This is a genomic window from Xenorhabdus thuongxuanensis (genome assembly GCF_001908095.1).
Classification (GTDB): Bacteria; Pseudomonadota; Gammaproteobacteria; order Enterobacterales; family Enterobacteriaceae; genus Xenorhabdus; species Xenorhabdus thuongxuanensis.
On record NZ_MKGR01000002.1, the window covers coordinates 64,456 to 85,308 of the forward strand.

Below are 20,853 nucleotides of genomic sequence, written 5' to 3' on the forward strand. Positions count from 1 at the left end.
CTGAGATAAAAAACTTCGCTATTTTCAACGAAGTTTTTTAGTGAATAAGGCAGCCATTAGCTGCCAGAAATTTATGAGATTATATTTACACCCGCTATGGCCGATGCTAACCCTTGAACGAAAGGTTGACGCATAATGGTGATGTGATTACCGGATAAAGTTTCAGAGATAACTTTTCCAGCCACCAGTGTTTGCCATCCATCAATAATGCTTTCGGTTTGGCCTTCATAATCTTGGCTATCGCTAGCCAGAAACAGATGGAGTGTTCCGGGATAGCGTTCTTGCGGCTGATAAGTTGCCAAATAGTGCATTTTGAAGACGCGTAAATGAGCCGAGATTTCCTTAGATTCAAGTTGAGGAGGCAAGAGTTTCTCTTCAATGAGACGAAGTCGCAAGTTATCGAGTTGCGCTTCTTCTGTCATGGATTGAAATTCTTCTTCGGTAAAGTTTTCCTCTGTTCCCTCTAATGCAGCAAACGCATTGCCAAACTCGGCCAGCCAGCGGCTATGAGACCATTCTGACTCGATCTTTTGGGTTACGCCCTCCAGAGGGGATTCGCTATCGACTAAAGCCAGTAAGCCAATGCTTTCACCCTGTTGGAGGAGTTGTCGAGCCATTTCGAATGCGAGCCAGCCTCCGAAAGAGTGTCCACCTAAGTAATAAGGGCCAGTTGGTTGAACTTTCTTAAGATCATCGATCATAACACTGGCTATTGCTTCAAGGCTGTTCATCTCAAGGTATAGTGGGGGATCGTTGCGTCCATCTAACTCTGGTAATTGCATACCCCAAACGGAATAAGCACCTTCCAATGCTGTCGCCAATTCCCGTAAATAGAGCACATGCCCTCCGGCGCCGGGAGCAAAGAACAGCGGTGTTGCTTTGAGGTTTCGAGACAGGCCGACCATAGAACCCACATAGATATTCTCTCGATCTTCAATGGCGTTGGCTTGTTCTTTGATAGTGGTAAACGTCATCAAGCTCGCCATCATATTCTGCTGAAGCCCAAGTTTTTCTATTGCCAAAGAGCAGGCTTTCAAAATAAGCAGTGAATGTCCTCCTAACTCAAAGAAATGGTCATGGCGGCTGACACGCTCTAATCCGAGCAGATCTTGCCAAATTTGAGCCAGTGTTATCTCAATCTCACCTTGGGGGGCTTCATAATCACGGGCTATGATGGCAGATTGATCGGGAGCAGGGAATGCCTGACGGTCGATTTTGCCATTAGAGGTAAGCGGGAAAGCGTCAAGGGTTACAAATGCACTGGGCAGCATATACTCGGCAAGATGCTGAGCAAGTTGCTGACGCAGTTCACTGGGAACCAAGTTGACACCGGATTCAGGCTGAATATATGCGACAAGACGTTTATCATCAGGTGTTATTTCCCGAACCAGAACAATGGCTTCCTGCACTCCCTGACATTGCGCCAGACGAGTTTCTATTTCACCCAATTCAATGCGGAAGCCACGGATCTTAACCTGAAAGTCATTGCGCCCTAAATATTCAATCGCCCCATTGGGCAACCAACGCCCCAGATCGCCAGTTTTGTACATGCGGGCATCGTGCTGTTCGCTAAACGGATCAGCCACAAATTTTTCTGCTGTCAGATCGGGACGATTGAGATAGCCACGGGCCACACCTGCACCAGCAATATGAATTTCACCACTGACACCTAGAGGAACCGGCTTCCCAAAGGCATCCAGAATATAAATGCGAGTATTGGGTAGTGGGTAACCAATCGGGATAACGTCAGTCAATTCAGGCGAATCTTGACTATTATCATTGAGGGTTAAGGTGGTGGCAATCACCGTGGTTTCGGTAGGGCCATAAGAGTTAATCCAGCGGCAGGATTGCGTTTCTGGTATAGATTGCCAATTAAGCAAATGGCGTAGTTCCGCTTTCTCACCACCGACAATAACTGTGCGCAGGTATTGGCCGAAACCACTGCGTCCTGCCATCATCTCTTGTACCCATTGATGCCAGAAGGCGGTGGGCATATCCATGATAGTGATTTTCTGCTTATTTAACAGATCGACAAATTCTGCATCCGGTACGCGGATATGCGCAGGGCGCAGAACCAGTGTTGCTCCCGATGCCAGGGTGGGGAAAATATCGGATACCGAGGTATCAAAGGCGATGGTTGCAAATTGCAGGATACGATCCCCCAATTGTGGTTCGCTGGTCTGGCGCTGGGCATGGATAAAGTTCACCACATTGCGGTGCTCCAGCATCACGCCTTTGGGTTGTCCGGTGGAGCCGGAAGTATAGATGACATAGGCCAGATGGTGTGGTTGAAGTTGAACATCAGGATTATGTATTGGTTGTTTTGCCACGTTATTTCGCTGGGTTTCATCGTCCAGCAGCCAGACAGGCATGTCTGATATTGGCAACAGTCCCTGCAAATGTTGCTGCGTCAGCAATAATACGGGTTTGCTGTCCGACAACTGGTAGGCCAGGCGTTCGGCTGGGTATTCCGGATCGAGCGGAATATAGCCGGCCCCCGCTTTAAGGATAGCGTACAGGCCAATAATTAAATCCAGACTGCGCTCAATACAAATCGCGATGAGATCATCGGGGCGTACACCCGCTGCAATCAGTTGGTGTGCCAGTTGGTTAGCATGGCGGTTCAGTGCCGCATAACTCAATTCGCTTTCGCCAAAGACCAACGCAATCGCATCCGGTGTGTGCGCTACCTGTTGTTCGAACAGTTGATGGATTAATCTGTTCTGCGGATAGTCTATCGCCGTATTGTTAAAACCCTCCAGTAATTGGGTACGTTCGGCCAGTGGCAAGATATCGATCGTGTGGATAGGTTGCTCAGGCGCATATCGCAGTGCAGCCACAATGCCTTTTAAAGCTGTCTTCATATAGGCATTAATGCGTACAGGATCAACATGCTGGCTGCATTGTGCCGTCAGCGAAAATCCGTCATCAAAATCATCCACATCCAGTGACAAAGGGTAGTTACTGCGCTCTTCACTGTCCAACACTTGGATACCTTGCCAAACCGATGAGTGAGCAGGTGCCTCATCACGCGAACTGTGGCGGAAATTAAGCAGGCTGTTAAACAGCGGCAATGAGGCCGGCACACCGCTGCACCGCTGGGCAATCGCCAGCGGGGTTTGTTCATGGTTCAGCAATTCGCTCAGGCGCTGGTAGGTTTCCTGTACCGCCTGTATTACAGTACGGGCCTGTAATTGGATACGGACTGGCAGGGTATTGATAAACATCCCCAGTACCAGCGAAGCGCCCATGCCGCCCTGTAATCGGCCCAATAACACAGTTCCGAATACCACATCCTCACGGCCGCCGCATTGCGCCAGCACTTGCGCCCAGGCCACATGGAACAGCACGGCAGCGCTGATACCCAATTGACGGGCGCAATCTCGGATCTGTTGTGCCAGTTCATCATCTAACGTGACGATATCCTCCACGATTTTATCGTGCTTATCGCGGCTATTTCCCTGCACATCCAGTAACCCAAACGGTAAAGTCGGCTCGTCTACGTCACCCAGTAACTGGCGGAAATAGGCCTGATGGACTTCAATCGGCACTTGACGGGTTTGGGCAATAAAATTGCGGTAAGGCAATGGGGCGGGCAGGTGCGCTTCGTCCCCCTGCATCAGAGCCTGCACTTCGCTGAAAATGATGTCCAGTGACAGATGGTCACACACCAGATGGTGGTGCAGCAAGCTTAGCCACCACCGTTCGGTGTCAGGATCCTGGGCTATATAAGCGGCCAATAATGGGGCTCGGGTAATATCCAGCCGGATTGTATCAGGATCGGTCAGGCGTCGTAGCTGTGTTTCAACACTTTCTTCCGCGGATAACGTCAGTTCAGTGACGGGCAGTGGCGCATGACGGTAGACAACCTGCACGGGGATCGGAAGTTCCTGCCAGTGGAAGGCACTGCGTTGAATATCGTGTCGGTCGATCACCCGCTGTAACGCTTGCAAGAAACTCTCCAGCCGCCTCCGGCTGTCAAAGTGCATCAAAATATTTTCAAGATAGGTGTCACCGGTTTCTGCCAGTAAATGGTGGAACAGGATGCCTTCCTGCAAGGGTCCAAGCGGGTAGATATCCTGAACATTGGCGACACCGCCCGGGACATGGTCAACAATATGGTCAATTTGGGTCTGAGTTAATGTCACCAGTGGCAGCATAGCCGGTGTAATATGCGGACTGTCTTCGCGGATAAGATTGGGCGGAATAGCCGATGTCTCCGCATCTTGCTCACTCTTCTGATGTAAGCGGGCGCTCATGGCCGCCAGGGTGGGGGCAGAGAAGACTGCGCTGACCTCCAGAGAAAGCCCTTGCTGACGCAACTGTTCGATCAGACTGACGACCAGCAGGGAATGGCCGCCCAGTTCGAAGAAGTTGTCATGGCGCCCGACCTGTTCCAGTTCCAGAATCGATTGCCAGATTGCCGCCAGTTTCTGTTCGGTTTCGCCTTGTGGTGCTTCGTACTCACGGCTGACGATAGCGTGCCGATCCGGCGCTGGCAGCGCGTTGCGATCCAGTTTGCCATTGGCGGACATCGGGAAGGCATCCAGCATAACAAAGGCATTGGGCAGCATATACTCCAGCAGGTGGGTACTGAGTTGTTCACGTAAATCGGCCGGTTTTAGCGTGGTGCCTGTTTCCGGGATCAGATAAGCAACCAAACGCTTATCACCGGTTTCTTCTTCACGGGCGATCACTACGGCATCGCTGACGCCTTCGCAAGCCACCAGTTGTGTCTCAATTTCCCCCAGTTCAATGCGAAATCCGCGTAGCTTGACCTGAAAATCATTGCGTCCTAAATACTCAATCGTGCCATTGGGCAGCCAGCGCCCCAGATCGCCGGTTTTATACATGCGGGCATCGGGCTGGGCGCTAAACGGATCAGCCACAAATTTCTCCGCAGTTAAATCAGGGCGATTGAGATAACCACGGGCCACACCCGCGCCGGCAATATAGATTTCACCACTGACGCCAATGGGAACCAGCCGGCCGTGCATATCCAGAATATAAATGCGGGTATTGGGCAACGGATAACCAATCGGGATAACACCGTTGAGATGAGATGGATTTTGTTGATCCAATTTCAACGTGGTGGCAATCACCGTGGTTTCCGTTGGGCCATACGAGTTAATCCAGCGGCAGGATTGGGTTTCCGGGCTGGTCAGCCAATGGATTAAATGGCGATACTCCGCTTTTTCGCCGCCCACAATAAGGGTGTGCAGATAGGGACTAAAGCCACTGCGACCTGCCATCATCTCCTGTACCCACAGATGCCAGAAGGCGGTTGGCATATCCATAATAGTGATCTTCTGCTCACGCAGGAAGGTGACAAAAGTCATATCCGGAATCCGAATATGGGGCGGACGCAGAACCAGTGTTGCACCAGCGGCCAGGGTGGGGAAAATATCGGATACCGAGGTATCAAAGGCGATGGTTGCAAATTGCAGGATACGATCCCCCAATTGTGGTTCACTGGTCTGGTGCTGGGCATGGATAAAGTTCACCACATTGCGGTGCTCCAGCATCACGCCTTTGGGCTGTCCGGTGGAACCGGAAGTATAGATGACATAGGCCAGATGGTGTGGTTGAAGCTGAACATCAGGATTATGGATCGGCTGTTTTGCCACCTTATTTCGGTGGGTTTCATTATCCAGCAACCAGACGGGGATATCTGATATTGGCAACAGTCCCTGCAAATGTTGCTGCGTCAGCAATAATACGGGTTTGCTGTCCGACAACTGGTAGGCCAGACGTTCGGCTGGGTATTCTGGGTCGAGCGGAACATAGCCGGCCCCCGCTTTAAGAATAGCGTACAGACCAATAATTAAATCCAGACTACGGTCAGCACAGATTGCCACACGATCATCGGGGCGTACACCCGCTGCAATCAGTTGGTGTGCCAGTTGGTTAGCATGGCAGTTCAGTGCCGTATAACTCAGTTCGCTCTCGCCAAAGACCAATGCAATCGCATCCGGTGTGCGCGCTGCCTGCTGTTCAAACAGTTGGTGGATTAAGGTGTTTTGCGGATATTCAATAGCAGTATTATTAAATGTTTCCAGTAATTGGGTGCGCTCAGTTAGTGACAGGATGTCGATTGACTCAATGGCTTGCTCAGGTGCATATTGCAGTGCTGTCACAATGCCTTTTAACGCCGTATTCATATAGGCATTAATGCGCACAGGGTCAACATACCGGCTGCATTGTGCAGTCAGCGCAAATCCACCATCAAAATCATCCACATCCAGTGACAAGGGGTAGTTACTGTGCTCCTCACCCTCTAGCTCGTCAATGCCTTCCCAGGCGATTGAAGCCACTTGCTCATCTTCACCTGGGCTATGGCGGAAGTTTAGCAGGCTGTTAAACAGCGGTAATGGCGCCGGAATGCTACTGCAACGTTGGGCGACAGCCAGAGGTGCCTGCTCATGTTCCAGTAGTGCGGTTAACTGCTGATAAGTTTCCTGTACTGCTTGCTTAACGGTACGTGCCTGTAACTTAACGCGAATAGGTAAGGTATTGATAAACATCCCCAGCACTTCGGATGCACCAATCCCACCTTGTAACCGTCCCAACAGAACAGTGCCGAATACGACGTCATTTCGTCCACTGCATCGCGCCAGAACCTGTGCCCAAGCCACATGAAACAATACGGCGGCACTCATACCCAATTGACGGGCGCAATCACGGAGATTTTGGGCTAGCTTGCTATCCAGAGTGAGAACGTTTTCCTCTATTTCATTGAGACTGCCACCTTGTACATCAAGCAACCCAAATGGCAGGGTGGGTTCTTCCACATCTTCCAATAATTCGCGGAAATAGTTTTGGTGAACCTCCAACGGCACGTTGCGGATCTGCGCGATAAAGTTTCGGTAAGGCAGTGGTGTTGGTAAATTTTCACTTTCCCCTAAAAGCACGGTTTGTATTTCACTGAATATCATATCCAGTGATATGTGATCACAAACTAAGTGGTGATACAGCAAGGAGAGTAGCCATTTATCGGAGTCTGGATCTTTGGCTATATGAGCAGCTAACAGTGGTGCTTTGGTTATATCCAACCGTATTGCACGGGAATCGGTAAGGCGGCGTAGCTGGGTTTCTGGGGGTTCCTCTGCCGATAGCGTGAGTTCAGTGATCGGCAGTGGTGCATAACGATAGACGATTTGTACTGGTTTAAGAAGCTCTTTCCAGTAAACGGCGCTGCGCAGAATATCGTGCCGGTCAATGACCCGCTGCAACGCCCGTAAGAAACTCTCCAACCGCGTCCGACTGTCGAAAATCATCAAATGGTTGTCCAGATAGAGATCACCTTCTGTTTCCAGTAAATGGTGGAACAGGATACCTTCTTGTAATGGCCCCAGTGGATAAATGTCCTGGACGTTGGAAATACCCCCTGTTACATGGGAAACAATCTGATCTATCCGGTCTTGGGTCAATTCCACCAGTGGCAGCATATCTGGCGTAATGACGGAACTGTCTTCTCTAATCAGGTTAGGTGGGATTTCCTGTAGGGTTGTAGTCTGAGTGTTATTGTGACGGATTAGGGCGCTCATGGCCGCCAGGGTAGGGGCAGAGAAGACCGCGTTGACATCCAGAAACAGGTTGTGGAGACGTAGTTGCTCAATCAAATTGACCACGAGAAGTGAATGTCCGCCCAGTTCAAAGAAATTGTCTTGCCGCCCGACTTGTTCCACATTTAACAGGGATTGCCAGACTACGGCCAGTGTTTGTTCAGTTTCGCCTTGTGGAACTTCATATTCACGGCTGACGATAGCGCTACGATCCGGTGCCGGCAGGGCTTTGCGATCCAGTTTACCGTTAGCGGACATCGGGAAGGCGTCCAGTATTACAAAGGCACTGGGTAGCATATGTTCCATCAATCGGGTGCTCAGTTGCTTACGTAATTCAGCCGGACTGAGTGTCATACCAGTTTCTGGGATCACATAGGCGATTAAACGCTTGTCACCGGTTTCTTCTTCACGAGCAATCACCACGGCATCGCTGACGCCTTCGCAAGCCGCCAGTTGCGCTTCAATTTCCCCCAGTTCAATGCGGAACCCGCGTATTTTGACCTGAAAATCATTGCGTCCCAGATACTCAATCGTGCCATTGGGCAGCCAGCATCCCAGATCGCCGGTTTTATACATGCGCGCATCGGGCTGGGCGCTAAACGGATCTGCCACAAATTTCTCCGCGGTTAAATCCGGACGATTGAGATACCCACGGGCTACGCCTGCGCCGGCAATATGGATTTCACCACGGACACCAATAGGAACCGGCTGGCCGTGCGTATCCAGAATATAAATGCGGGTATTGGGCAGTGGATAACCTATCGGGATAACACCGTTGAGATGCGATGGATTTTGTTGATCCAATTTCAGTGTGGTGGCAATCACCGTCGTTTCCGTTGGGCCGTACGAATTAATCCAGCGGCAGGATTGGGTTTCTGGACTGGACAGCCAATTCATTAAATGGCGGTATTCCGCTTTTTCACCGCCCACAATGACGGTGTGCAGATGTGGGCTAAAGCCACTGCGTCCCGCGATCATTTCCTGTACCCAGTGGTGCCAGAAAGCAGTCGGCATATCCATAATAGTAATCTTCTGCTCACGCAGGAAGGTGACAAAAGTCATATCCGGTATCCGGATATGAGGCGGTCGCAGAACCAGTGTTGCACCGGCAGCCAGAGTGGGGAAAATATCGGATACCGAGGTATCAAACGCCACGGTGGCAAATTGCAGGATACGATCCCCTAATTGTGGTTCACTGGTTTGGTGTTGGGCATGGATAAAGTTCACCACATTGCGGTGTTCCAGCATCACACCTTTAGGCTGTCCGGTGGAGCCGGAAGTATAGATGATATAAGCCAGATGATGCGGCTTAAGCCCCAATTGTTCGATATCGGGATTATGGGCTAGTTGTTTTGCCACGTTATCCCGATTATGTTGATCATCCAGCAGCCAGACAGAGGTATCCTGTATTGGCAAACGGGTCTGTAGATGCTGTTGGGTCAGCAATAACACCGGCTTGCTGTCCGACAACTGGTAGGCCAAGCGTTCAGCAGGGTATTCCGGATCAAGTGGAATGTAACCGGCACCGGCCTTAAGGATGGCGTACATACCAATGATCATATCCAGACTGCGATCAGCGCAGATTGCCACGCGATCATCGGGGCGTACGCCAGAAGCGATCAAATGGTGTGCCAATTGGTTAGCGTGGCGGTTTAGCTCTGCATAACTCAGTTGGCTATCGCCAAACACTAACGCCGTGGCGTCAGGGGTTTGTTCCACCTGTTGTTCAAACAGTTGATGAATCAATAACGTTTGTGGGTATGGAAAGGCCGTATCATTGAAATTATCTAACACTCGAGTGCGTTGGTGTGGTTGCAATAGTGGTAAACTTTCCACCGGTTGTGAATCATCTTTAACCATCGCGGTTAACAGGGTTTGCAGGTAACTGGCGATGCGTTCGACGCTGGTATGGTCAAACAGATCACTGGAATATTCCAGGCCACCCACTAAGCCATTTTCGGTATCATTTATCGAGAGGGACAAATCGAAATGCGAACTGTTTTCGGCCAGATTGATTTCACTAATAGTGATATCCGGCAATGCTATATTCTGCTGTCCAGGGGTATTATCCACTGACATCATAACCTGAAAAATCGGGCTATGACTGAGGCTACGTGGTGGTTTGAGTACTTCCACCAATTGTTCGAATGGCAGATCTTGATGCGCGTAGGCATTCAGTGCATGAGCCTTAACTCTGGCTAGCAGAGCGCTGACCGTTGGATTGTCATCTATTTGAATTCGCAGAGCCAGTGTGTTGACAAAAAATCCAATTAACGGCTCTAATTCGCTATATTGCCGATTAGCGACAGGTGTGCCAATCACCAGATCTTTCTGCCCGCTAAGACGGGAAAGCAAAGTAATCCATCCTGCCATCAGGGTCATGAATAATGTTGTCCCGTGACGCTGGCAAAGGTTTCTTAATCCGGCACTCAGTTCCGGTGACAGAACGATATCAACATACCCTCCGGCATAACTCTGTTTCTCTGGACGTGGCCTGTCTGCTGGCAGTTCCAAAAGTGCAGGAGCACCCTGTAACGCATCGCGCCAGAAATTCACCTGTTTTTCCAATCGTTCTCCCTGTAGCCACTCTCTTTGCCAAAGGGCATAGTCAGCATATTGGAGTGTCAAAGCGGGCAGGGGATCACCTTGTCCTTCGCTGAACGCATGATAAAGCGTGGAGAGCTCGTGCATCAGGATGTTAAGAGACCAACCATCGGAAATAATATGATGCTGGGTTAATAGCAGGATATGTTCATTCTCAGCCAGCCGCAGCAAGCGCCCCCTGATTAGGGGGCCTTGTGCAAAGTCAAATGGCTGGCTGGTTTCACGCTGGATTTTCTCTTCAATGATAGTTTGTTGCTCTTGCGCAGGCAAATGGCTGAGATCTTCCACTGCCAAAGAGAAGCCGCTATCTGGTTTACCAATAAGTTGCAGGGCCTGGCCTTCGGCCATCGTGGTGCCCTTGGCTCTCTTGATTGTAGTACGTAGAATTTCATGACGAGCAACAATTCTGTTTAATGCTGCTTGCAGGGCATCTAAATTCAGATAACCTTGCAGACGCAGACCACCTGGAATGTGGTATGCCGTTTGTGCTGCTGGATCTAACTGCGCCAGGAGCCATAAGCGTTGCTGTGCCCAGGATAGGGGAAGCGTTTGCTGATCAGCGTTTCTCGGTATAATTTGCCTTTTTTCTCTGATCTGCTTTTTTTCCCGAATCTGACTGTTTTCAATGCGTTCTTTAATTTTTTTCTGGAGTACCGCTTGTCTTAATTCAAGTAGGCTTATTTCTTTGTTACTCATTTAATTAATTGTCTCCATTTAGCAGGGCACGCAGTTCATCTTCGGACAAGTTTTCCAATTCTTGTTGCAATAATTCGATATCTTCTTGTGCGAAAAAGGTTTCGATCTGTCTTGATGCGATAAGCTTGGCAAGTTCAGAAAGTTCTGGATGGGTAAATATGTCTTGAATGGACACTTCAAGATGGAATGCATCACGCAATCTTGCCATTAACTGAATGATTAATAGGGAATTTCCACCCAGATCAAAGAAACTGTCATGGCGTCCTATTTGTTCTAACCCCAATAAATTCTGTAGGATAGCGGCAATTTGCTGTTCGATTTCACCTTGGGGCGCTTCGTATTCACGGCTGGCAATGGCTGAACGATCTGGCGCTGGCAGTGCTTTGCGATCTAGTTTGCCGCTTCCGGTTAGCGGGAAGGCTTCCAGTACAACAAACGCGCCAGGCACCATATAGCTAGCCAGACGGTTATTCAGTTGTTCACGCAGGCTATTGGCTTCTGGTGTGAAACCGGATTGTGGAATGACATAGGCTACCAGACGTTTATCGCCCATTTCTTCTTCACGGGCGATCACTACGGCATCCCTGACACCTTCACAGGTGACCAGTTGTGCTTCAATTTCCCCCAGTTCAATGCGGAAGCCGCGTATCTTGACTTGAAAATCGTTGCGTCCCAGATACTCAATCATGCCGTTTGGCAACCAACGTCCTAAGTCACCGGTTTTGTACATGCGCGCATTTGGCTGTGCGCTGAATGGATCGGCAACAAATTTCTCCGCAGTCATCTCCGGCTTATTTAGATAACCCCGTGCGACACCTAAACCAGCGATGTGAATTTCACCACTGACACCAATAGGAACCGGTTGACCGAGGGTATCCAAAATATAGATACGGGTATTGGGCAATGGGCGACCAATCGGAATATTGTCATTGATATATGGAAATTGTGTGTTATCTATCGTCAGTTTATCTACGGTCAATGTGGTGGCAATAACGGTTGTTTCAGTCGGACCATAGGAGTTAATCCAGCGGCAGGATTGAGTTTCCGAGTGAGACAACCAATTCATTAAATGACGATGTTCTGCTTTCTCACCGCCCACAATGATGGTGTGCAGATAGGGACTGAAACCACTGCGTCCCGCCATCATCTCCTGTGCCCAGTGGTGCCAGAAGGCAGTGGGCATATCCATGATGGTGATCTTCTGTTCGCGTAAGAAGGCGACAAATGTCGTATCCGGTATTCTGATATGAGGCGGGCGAAGAACCAGTGTCGCACCGGATGCCAGAGTTGGAAAAATATCGGATACCGAAGTATCAAACGCCACGGTGGCAAATTGCAGAATACGATCACCCAATTGTGGTTGGCTGGTCTGGCGTTGAGCATGGATAAAGTTCACCACATTGCGGTGTTCCAGCATCACGCCTTTAGGTTGTCCAGTGGAGCCGGAGGTATAGATGATATAGGCCAGATGGTGTGGTTGAAGCCCCATTTGGCGAACATCAGGATTATGAATAGGTTGTTGTGCTACCGCGTTACGATGGCTGTCATCATCCAACAACAAGGTTGGAATATCCTGCGTCGGCAAACGTGTCTGTAAATGGCGCTGAGTCAACAGCCAGGCAGGTTGGCTGTCTGACAACTGATAGGCCAGTCGTTCTGTGGGGTACTCTGGATCAAGGGGAATATAACCTGCACCTGCTTTAAGGATGCCATACATGCCAATGATCATATCCAAACTGCGATCGGCACAGATAGCGATGCGATCATCGGGACGTACACCAGATGCAATCAGATGATGAGCCAGTTGATTAGCATGGTGGTTCAGTTCGGCATAGCTCAATTGGCTTTCACCAGTCACCTGATTTTCACCAAACACTAATGCAGTGGCATCAGGTGTCCGTTCCACTTGCTGTTCAAACAGTTGGTGGATTAAAACATCTGGTGGAAGATCGACGGCAGTATCGTTAAATGTTTCCAATACCTGAGTGCGCTCTTCTGGGGACAAGATATCGAGTGATTCTATTTTCTGTTCCGGTGCGTGTTGCAGGGCTGCGATAGTTCCTCTTAAAGCCATATTCATATAGGCGTTGATACGCGCTGGATTAATCTGCTGATTGCACTGTGCGGTGAGTGCAAATCCATCATCAAAGTCATCTACATCCAGTGACAGTGGATAGTTACTGTGTTCTTCACCCCTGAGTATTTGTACACCTTCCCATGCCAACGATGCAGATTGAGATGCATTACGTGGGCTATGGCGGAAGTTCAGCAAGCTGTTAAACAACGGTAATGGTGCCTGAATGCCACTACAACGCTGGGCAACGGCCAATGATGCTTGCTCGTGATCGAGCAATTCACTGAGTTGTTGATGGGTTTCCCGGACTGCCTGCTTAACAGTACGCTCCTGTAACCGAATGCGGATAGGCAAGGTATTGATAAACATACCCAGTACTTCGGAAGCACCGACTCCACCCTGTAAGCGTCCCAGTAGGACCGTGCCAAACACCACATCGTTTCGCCCACTGCATCGGGCTAATACTTGTGCCCATGCGACATGGAACAGAACAGCAGCACTCATGCCGAGTTGACGGGCACAGTTACGCAGGTTGTGGGCGAGTTCGCTATCCAGTGTGATGGTATTTTCTACGATTTTATTGCGGTTTGTTTCTTTGAGATCATCAAGTAATCCAAAGGGCAGAGTTGGCTCTTCAACATCCTCAAGTTGTTCGCGGAAATAGGCTTGATGGATTTCCTGCGGCACACTGCGGATCTGGGCGATAAAATTACGGTAAGGCAGGGGAACAGGAAGGCTAGCACTTTCTCCCAAGATCAGCGTATTAATCTCATTGAAGATCATGCCTAATGAAATGTGGTCGCAAACTAAATGGTGGTGCAATAAGGAGAGCAGCCACTGTCCAGATTCAGGATCTTGGGTAATATGTGCCGTTAGAAGTGGTGCTTTGGTGATCTCCATGCGCACCGAGTGTGGATCAGTCAGATGGCGTAATTGCGCTTCTGTTAACAACGTGTGTTCAATAATCGGCAGCGGTGCATGACGATAGACAATCTGAACAGGTTCTGGCAATTCTTGCCAGTGCACAGCACTGCGCAGGATATCGTGCCGATCAATGACGTGTTGAAATACCTGTAAGAAAGTATCTAAACGTGTTCGGCTATCAAACGCCATAAGCTGATTGTCCAGATAGATATCGCCTTTGGTTTGCAGCAAATGGTGGAACAGGATACCTGCCTGTAATGGCCCCAGTGGGTAGATATCCTGAATATTGGCAACACCTCCAGGAACGAGATTGACAATCTCCTCGATTTGGTTTTGTGTTAACGCCACCAGTGGCAGCATGTTTGGGGTAATCGTCTGGCTGTCTTCATGGATCAGGTTTGGTGGAACCATTAATTCTGTGACACCTTGAGCGGTTTTTTGATTTAAACGAGCACTCATGGTTGCCAATGTTGGTGCAGAGAAGACCGTGCTAACATCAAGGAATAGGTCATGCTGGCGTAATTCCTCGATCAGATTGACTACCAGTAAAGAGTGCCCCCCCAGTTCAAAGAAATTGTCATGGCGTCCCACTTGCTCCAAGCCCAGCAGGGATTGCCAAACTGTGGCCAAGGTTTGTTCAGTTTTTCCTTGTGGCGCTTCGTACTTGCGACTGACTATGGCAGAGCTATCCGGTGCGGGCAGGGCTTTGCGATCCAGCTTGCCATTGGTGGTTAGCGGAAAAGCATCAAGTATGACAAAGGCACTAGGGAGCATGTGTTCCATCAAACCGGAACTCAATTGCTCACGCAAGTAGGCGGGATTGAGTGTGATCCCTGATTGTGGAATGAGGTAAGCAACCAGACGTTTATCACCGGTTTCCTCTTCACGGGCGATCACGACCGCATCCATGACACCTTCACAAGCAACCAGTCTGGTTTCAATTTCTCCCAGTTCAACACGGAAACCACGGATCTTGACCTGAAAATCATTGCGCCCCAGATATTCAATCATGCCGTTGGGCAACCAGCGTCCTAAATCCCCCGTTTTATACATACGGGTATCTGCTTGTTCGCTAAACGGATCAGAAATAAATTTCTCTGCCGACACATCGGGGCGGTTCAGATAACCACGGGCAACACCGGCACCCGCAATATGGATTTCTCCACTTACCCCAATGGGAACTGGCTGTCCCTGTCCATCCAGAATATAAATGCGGGTATTGGGTAGCGGATAACCAATCGGGATAATATTTTCGAGGTACGGTAGATTTTGGTGGTCCAGTTTTAGAGTTGTGGCAATAACGGTGGTTTCCGTCGGACCATAGGAGTTGATCCAGCGGCAGGATTGGGTTTCTGGACTGGACAGCCAATTCATTAAATGGCGGTATTCCGCTTTTTCACCACCTACTATAAGGGTGTGCAGATAAGGGCTGAAACCACTGCGGCCTGCCATCATCTCCTGTACCCAGTGGTGCCAAAAAGCAGTTGGCATATCCATAATGGTGATCTTCTGCTCACGCAGGAACGAGACAAACGCCATATCCGGTATGCGGATATGCGGTGGGCGCAGAACCAGTGTCGCGCCGGATGCCAGGGTCGGGAAAATATCGGATACCGACGTATCAAACGCCACGGTGGCAAATTGCAGAATACGATCACCCAATTGTGGTTGGCTGGTCTGGTGTTGAGCATGGATAAAGTTCACTACATTGCGGTGTTCCAGCATCACGCCTTTGGGCTGACCGGTGGAACCGGAAGTATAGATGATATAGGCCAGATGGTGTGGCTGGAGACCCATTTTCTGTGCATCAGGGTTGTGGCCGGGTTGTTGTGCCACCGCGTTACGGTGGTTGTCATCATCCAGTAGCAAGACAGGTATGCCCTGCATCGGTAAATGTGCTTGTAGATGGCGCTGGGTCAGCAATAAAGCAGGTTGGCTATCTGACAACTGATAGGCCAGCCGTTCTGTGGGGTATTCTGGATCAAGCGGAATATAACCGGCACCCGCCTTAAGGATACCGTACATGCCGATGATCATATCCAGACTACGCTCAACACAGATTGCGATGCGATCATCAGGGCGCACGCCGGATGCCATCAGATAATGAGCTAACTGGTTGGCGTGGTGATTCAGTTCGGCATAACTCAATACGTTTTCACCGAATATCAACGCAGTGGTATCCGGTGTCTGTGTGACTTGGTGTTCGAACAGAGAGTGGATCAACCTATCTTGCGGATAGGCTTGAGCGGTATGGTTGAAATCGACCAATAATTGCTTGCGTTGTTGCGGTTGCAGCAATGGTAGATCTTGTATTCGCAGAGAGTCATCAGCAACCATCGCTGCTAACAGGGTTTGCAGGTAGCTTGCGAGCCGTTCAATGCTGGCACGATCAAACAGATCACTGGCATATTCCAATTCACAGACTAACCCATTATCGGTATCGTTCATGGAAAGTGACAGATCGAAATGGGTGCTTCTTCGGGTTAATGGCAGTTCGTCCAGCGCTAAACCGGGTAATTCAAGGGATTGTTGTATTGGTGTGTTATCCAGCGCAAGCATAACCTGAAATATCGGGCTATAACTCAAGCTACGTGGCGGTTGCAACGCATCGACCAATTGCTCAAAGGGTAAGTCTTGATGTACATAGGCTGCCAGTGCATGGGCTTTGACTTGTGCCAATAACGCGCTAACAGTAGGGTTATCTTCCAGTTTTACCCTGAGCGCTAGCGTATTGGCAAAGAAACCGATCAACGGTTCTAATTCACTGTGCTGTCGGTTGGCGATAGGCGTTCCAATAACAATATCTTGTTGACCACTGATGCGGGCAAGCAAGATTGACCATGCAGACAGCAATGTCATGAATAATGTGGAACTATGGCGCTGGCTCAATGCCTTTAGGCCATCACTTAATGCTGGTGAAAGGGTGAATGCCACTTGATCACCACGGTAGCTCTGAACCGCAGGACGTATTCTGTCTGTCGGCAGTTCCAGTAACGCAGGGGCACCTTGCAGTGCTTCTCGCCAGAAATTGACCTGTTTTTCCAGCACTTCACCCTGTAGCCATTGTCGCTGCCAGAGAGCATAGTCAGCATATTGTATTGTCAGTGCAGGCAGTGGATCGTCTTGTCCCTGAATGAAAGCACGGTAGAGGGTGGTCAATTCATATATCAGGATGTTCAATGACCAGCCATCCGAAATCATATGATGCTGAGTCAACAACAAAACATGTTCATCATGGGTGAGTTTCAGCAATTGTCCGCGAATTAATGGCTCCAGAGCAAAATCAAAGGGATGGTTAGTTTCAAATTGAGCGGTTTCATCAAGAGCAGCCCGTTTTTCTGCCTCATCTAACTGACTGAGATCTTTAATGGTCAAATTGAAGCCACGATCTGCATTGGCAATCACTTGCTGGGCTGTACCATTTTCCATTTTAATCGTTGTGCGCAGAATTTCATGGCGGGCAACGATCCTATCCAGAGATGCTTGCAGCGCATTCAGGTTTAACTGTCCTTTCAGACGCAATCCGCCAGAGATGTGATATGCCGTCTGGGCGGCAGGATCTAACTGTGCCAAGAACCACAGGCGTTGTTGTGCCCAAGAGAGCGGCAGAACTTGTTGCCGGTCGGCGGGTAATATCACCGGTTGTGTAGAATGCTGTGCTGGCTGATTGGCTATATCCAGTGATTGTGCCAAATCTGACAAAATTGGATGAGTGAATAGATCTTGTAAGTCTATTTGGCTATTGAAAACTTGGCGTAAGCGGGCAGCCATTTGTACCGTTAGTAAAGAGTGACCACCCAACTCAAAGAAATTGTCATGACGTCCCACTTGTTCCAGCCCAAGTAGAGATTGCCAGACTTCCGCCAGTTTCTGCTCAATTTCCCCTTGGGGAGCTTCGTATTCACGGCTGGCGATGGCAGTATGATCTGGTACAGGCAAGGCCTTGCGATCTAATTTACCGCTACCGGTCAGAGGAAATGCATCCAGTATGACAAATGCACTGGGGATCATGTGTTCCATCAGATGGATGCTTAATTGTTCACGCAGGTGGGAAGGTGTAAGCGTAACACTAGGTTGTGGTATCAGGTAGGCGACCAGACGCTTGTCGCCAGCCGTTTCTTCACGGGCAATGACCACAACATCTTTGACTCCGTCGCAGGTTGCCAATTGCGCTTCGATTTCTCCCAATTCAATACGGAAGCCACGTAGTTTGACCTGAAAATCATTGCGCCCTAAATATTCAATGTTGCCGTCTGGCCGCCAGCGTCCCAGATCACCGCTTTTATACAGGCGAGCATCAGGTTCTTTGCTGAATGGATCGGGTACGAAACGCTCTGCTGTCAGTTCCGGTTGGTTCAAGTAACCACGAGCAACACCGGCACCGCCAATATAAATCTCTCCACTAACCCCGATGGGAACGGGTTGGCCGAAGGGATCGAGAATATAAATACGCGAGTTAGCGTTAGGACGGCCAATGGGAATGTTGTTAACAATTTCGTTGGAGGAGCCACCATTGAGTATCAGTGAAGTCACGATAACGGTGGTTTCAGTTGGGCCATAGGTGTTGATCCAACGGCAGAATTGCGTTTCTGGCAATGATTGCCAATCTACCCAATGTCGGTATTCTGCTTTCTCACCACCAACAATGACCGTATGCAGGTAAGGGCTGAAACCTGTACGATCGGCTTTCATTTCCTGTACCCATTGGTGCCAAAACGCAGTCGGTACATCCATGATGGTGATCTTCTGTTGCTGTAAAAAGTCAATAAATTCCGTATCCGGCACACGGATATGGGCAGGGCGCAGGACTAAAGTTGCTCCCGCAGCCAGTGTCGGGAAAATGTCTGATACGGAGGTATCGAACGCTATTGTCGCAAATTGCAGAATGCGATCCCCTGGTTGGGGTTGGCTGATTTGATGTTGAGCATGAATAAAGTTGACTGCATTGCGGTGTTCCAGCATCACACCTTTAGGCAATCCAGTCGAACCGGAGGTGTAGATAATATAGGCCAGATGATGTGGCAGAAGCCCTAACTGGCTGGCATCAGGATTATGGATCGGCTGTTGGGCCACAATATTTAGATAATTTTCATCATCCAGTAACCAGACCGGAACTTCCGTCAGCGGTAAAGTCGCTTGTAAATGTTTTTCAGTCAGCAATAATTTTGGTGTGCTGTCTGATAACTGATAAGCCAGTCGTTCGGCAGGATATTCTGGATCGAATGGAATGTAACCTGCTCCTGCTTTGAGAATGCCCAACATGCCAATGATCATATCCAGGCTGCGCCCGACACACAGTGCCACACGGTCATCTGGGCGTATACCAAAGGCAATCAGACTGTGAGCCAGTTGGTTGGCGCGTTGGTTCAACTCTGCATAACTCAGTTGCGTATTTTGATACACCAAGGCAATAGCATCAGGCATCGACTCTGCGTATTGTTCAAATAGCTGGTGGATCAATTTGTCTTGTGGGTAGGTGAGGGCAGTGTCATTAAAATCCACCAACAATTGTTTACTCTGTTGGGGGGTTATCAGCGGTAGTTCAGCCACGCGCTGGCTATCATCAGCCACCATTGCCGCTAGCAAAGTGTTTAAATGGCTGACCATACGTTCAATCGTGGCGTGGTCGAACAGATCACGGGCATATTCCAGATCACCCACTAACCCATTTTCAGTTTCATCCAGGGTTAATGTCAGGTCAAAGTAAGCACTATCCCTGATTAATGGCCGCTCATCCAATACCAATCCCGGCAGTTCGAAATGCCGTTGTCCTGGCGTATTATTGGTTGCCAGCATAACCTGAAAAATTGGACTATGACTTAGGCTGCGTGGAGGTTGTAAGATCTCGACCAATTGTTCGAAGGGCAGGTCTTGATGGGCAAATGCATTGATTGCTTGTTCTTTCACTTGTGCCAGGAGTTCACTGACACTGGGGTTATCGTGCAATTGCACACGTAATGCCAATGTATTGGCAAAAAAGCCGATTAAAGGAGCTAATTCAGGTTGTTGACGATTAGCAATGGGAGTGCCAATTACAATATCATCCTGACCGCTGAGGCGGCTGAGCAATGTAGCCCATCCAGCCAATAACGTCATAAAGAAGGTTGTTCCGTGACGTTGGCTGAGTTCTTTTAAACCTGCCTGCAATGCGGGAGGTAGAGCAATATTGATGCGTCCGCCGAGATAACTTTGCTTTGCAGGACGCGGATGGTCGGCAGGCAATTCCAGAAGTGCGGGAGCACCTTGCAGGGTGTGACACCAGAATTCGACCTGTTTTTCCAGTACCTCTTCCTGTAACCCATTTTTCTGCCAGAGAACATAATCAGCATACTGAATGGTCAGGGCTGGCATTGGATCAGGCTGTCCTTGACAGAATGCGCGATAAAGTGTGGACAGTTCTTGCATAAAGAGACTGACTGACCAGCCATCAGAGATAATATGGTGCTGAGTTAACAGCAGGATATGCTGATCTTCTGCCAGTTTTAGCAGACGTCCCCGTGCTAATAGATCATGAACAAAATCAAAAGGATGGTTTGCCTCAAGATAGGCTACTTTTTCAATTGCTGCTTGTTGTTCTGACTCAGTTCCTTCGGAATAGAGCTGGCTGAAATCTTCTTGTATCAGAGGAAAACCACAATCTGCATCATGAATGATTTGTTGTGCTTCGCCTTCTACCGTCACGATTGTGGTACGTAGAATTTCATGGCGCGCCACAATACGATCCAAGGCTGCTTGCAAGGCGTTCAGATTCAGTTTGCCTTGTAGGTTTAACCCCGCTGACATATGGTATGCCGTTTGTGCAGCAGGATCTAATTGAGCAAGGAACCATAAGCGTTGTTGTGTCCAGGATAAAGGCACACCGTTATCACGCGGTTGAGCCGTGATTGTTGTTTTTTGCGTCGATTGGCGGGTTAGTTTTGCTGATTTGGCTAACTCAAGTAGTCTTCTGCGTTCCGCTAATGGTAGAGATGAAAGCTCGTTATTATTCAT

2 protein-coding genes are annotated in these 20,853 nt (G+C 49.2%); both read right to left on the reverse strand.

The genetic code is table 11. From position 1 onward, the window contains the following. Window positions 1-71: 71 nt before the first annotated feature. Window positions 72-10,865 (reverse strand): non-ribosomal peptide synthetase, encoded by a 10,794-nt coding sequence (locus Xentx_RS01845; RefSeq protein ID WP_074018565.1) that lies wholly within the window; start codon window positions 10,863-10,865, stop codon window positions 72-74. Window positions 10,866-10,869: 4 nt separating this feature from the next. Next, a complete protein-coding gene (locus tag Xentx_RS01850; RefSeq protein WP_074018566.1) occupies window positions 10,870-20,853 on the reverse strand; it encodes a non-ribosomal peptide synthetase in 9,984 nt (3,327 codons plus the stop codon).

Excerpts from the sequence above, each read along its gene's own strand:
- Xentx_RS01850 (WP_074018566.1), bottom strand. The coding sequence starts at position 20,853 with ATGAATAATAACGAGCTTTCATCTCTACCATTAGCGGAACGCAGAAGA.
- Xentx_RS01845 (WP_074018565.1), bottom strand. The coding sequence starts at position 10,865 with ATGAGTAACAAAGAAATAAGCCTACTTGAATTAAGACAAGCGGTACTC.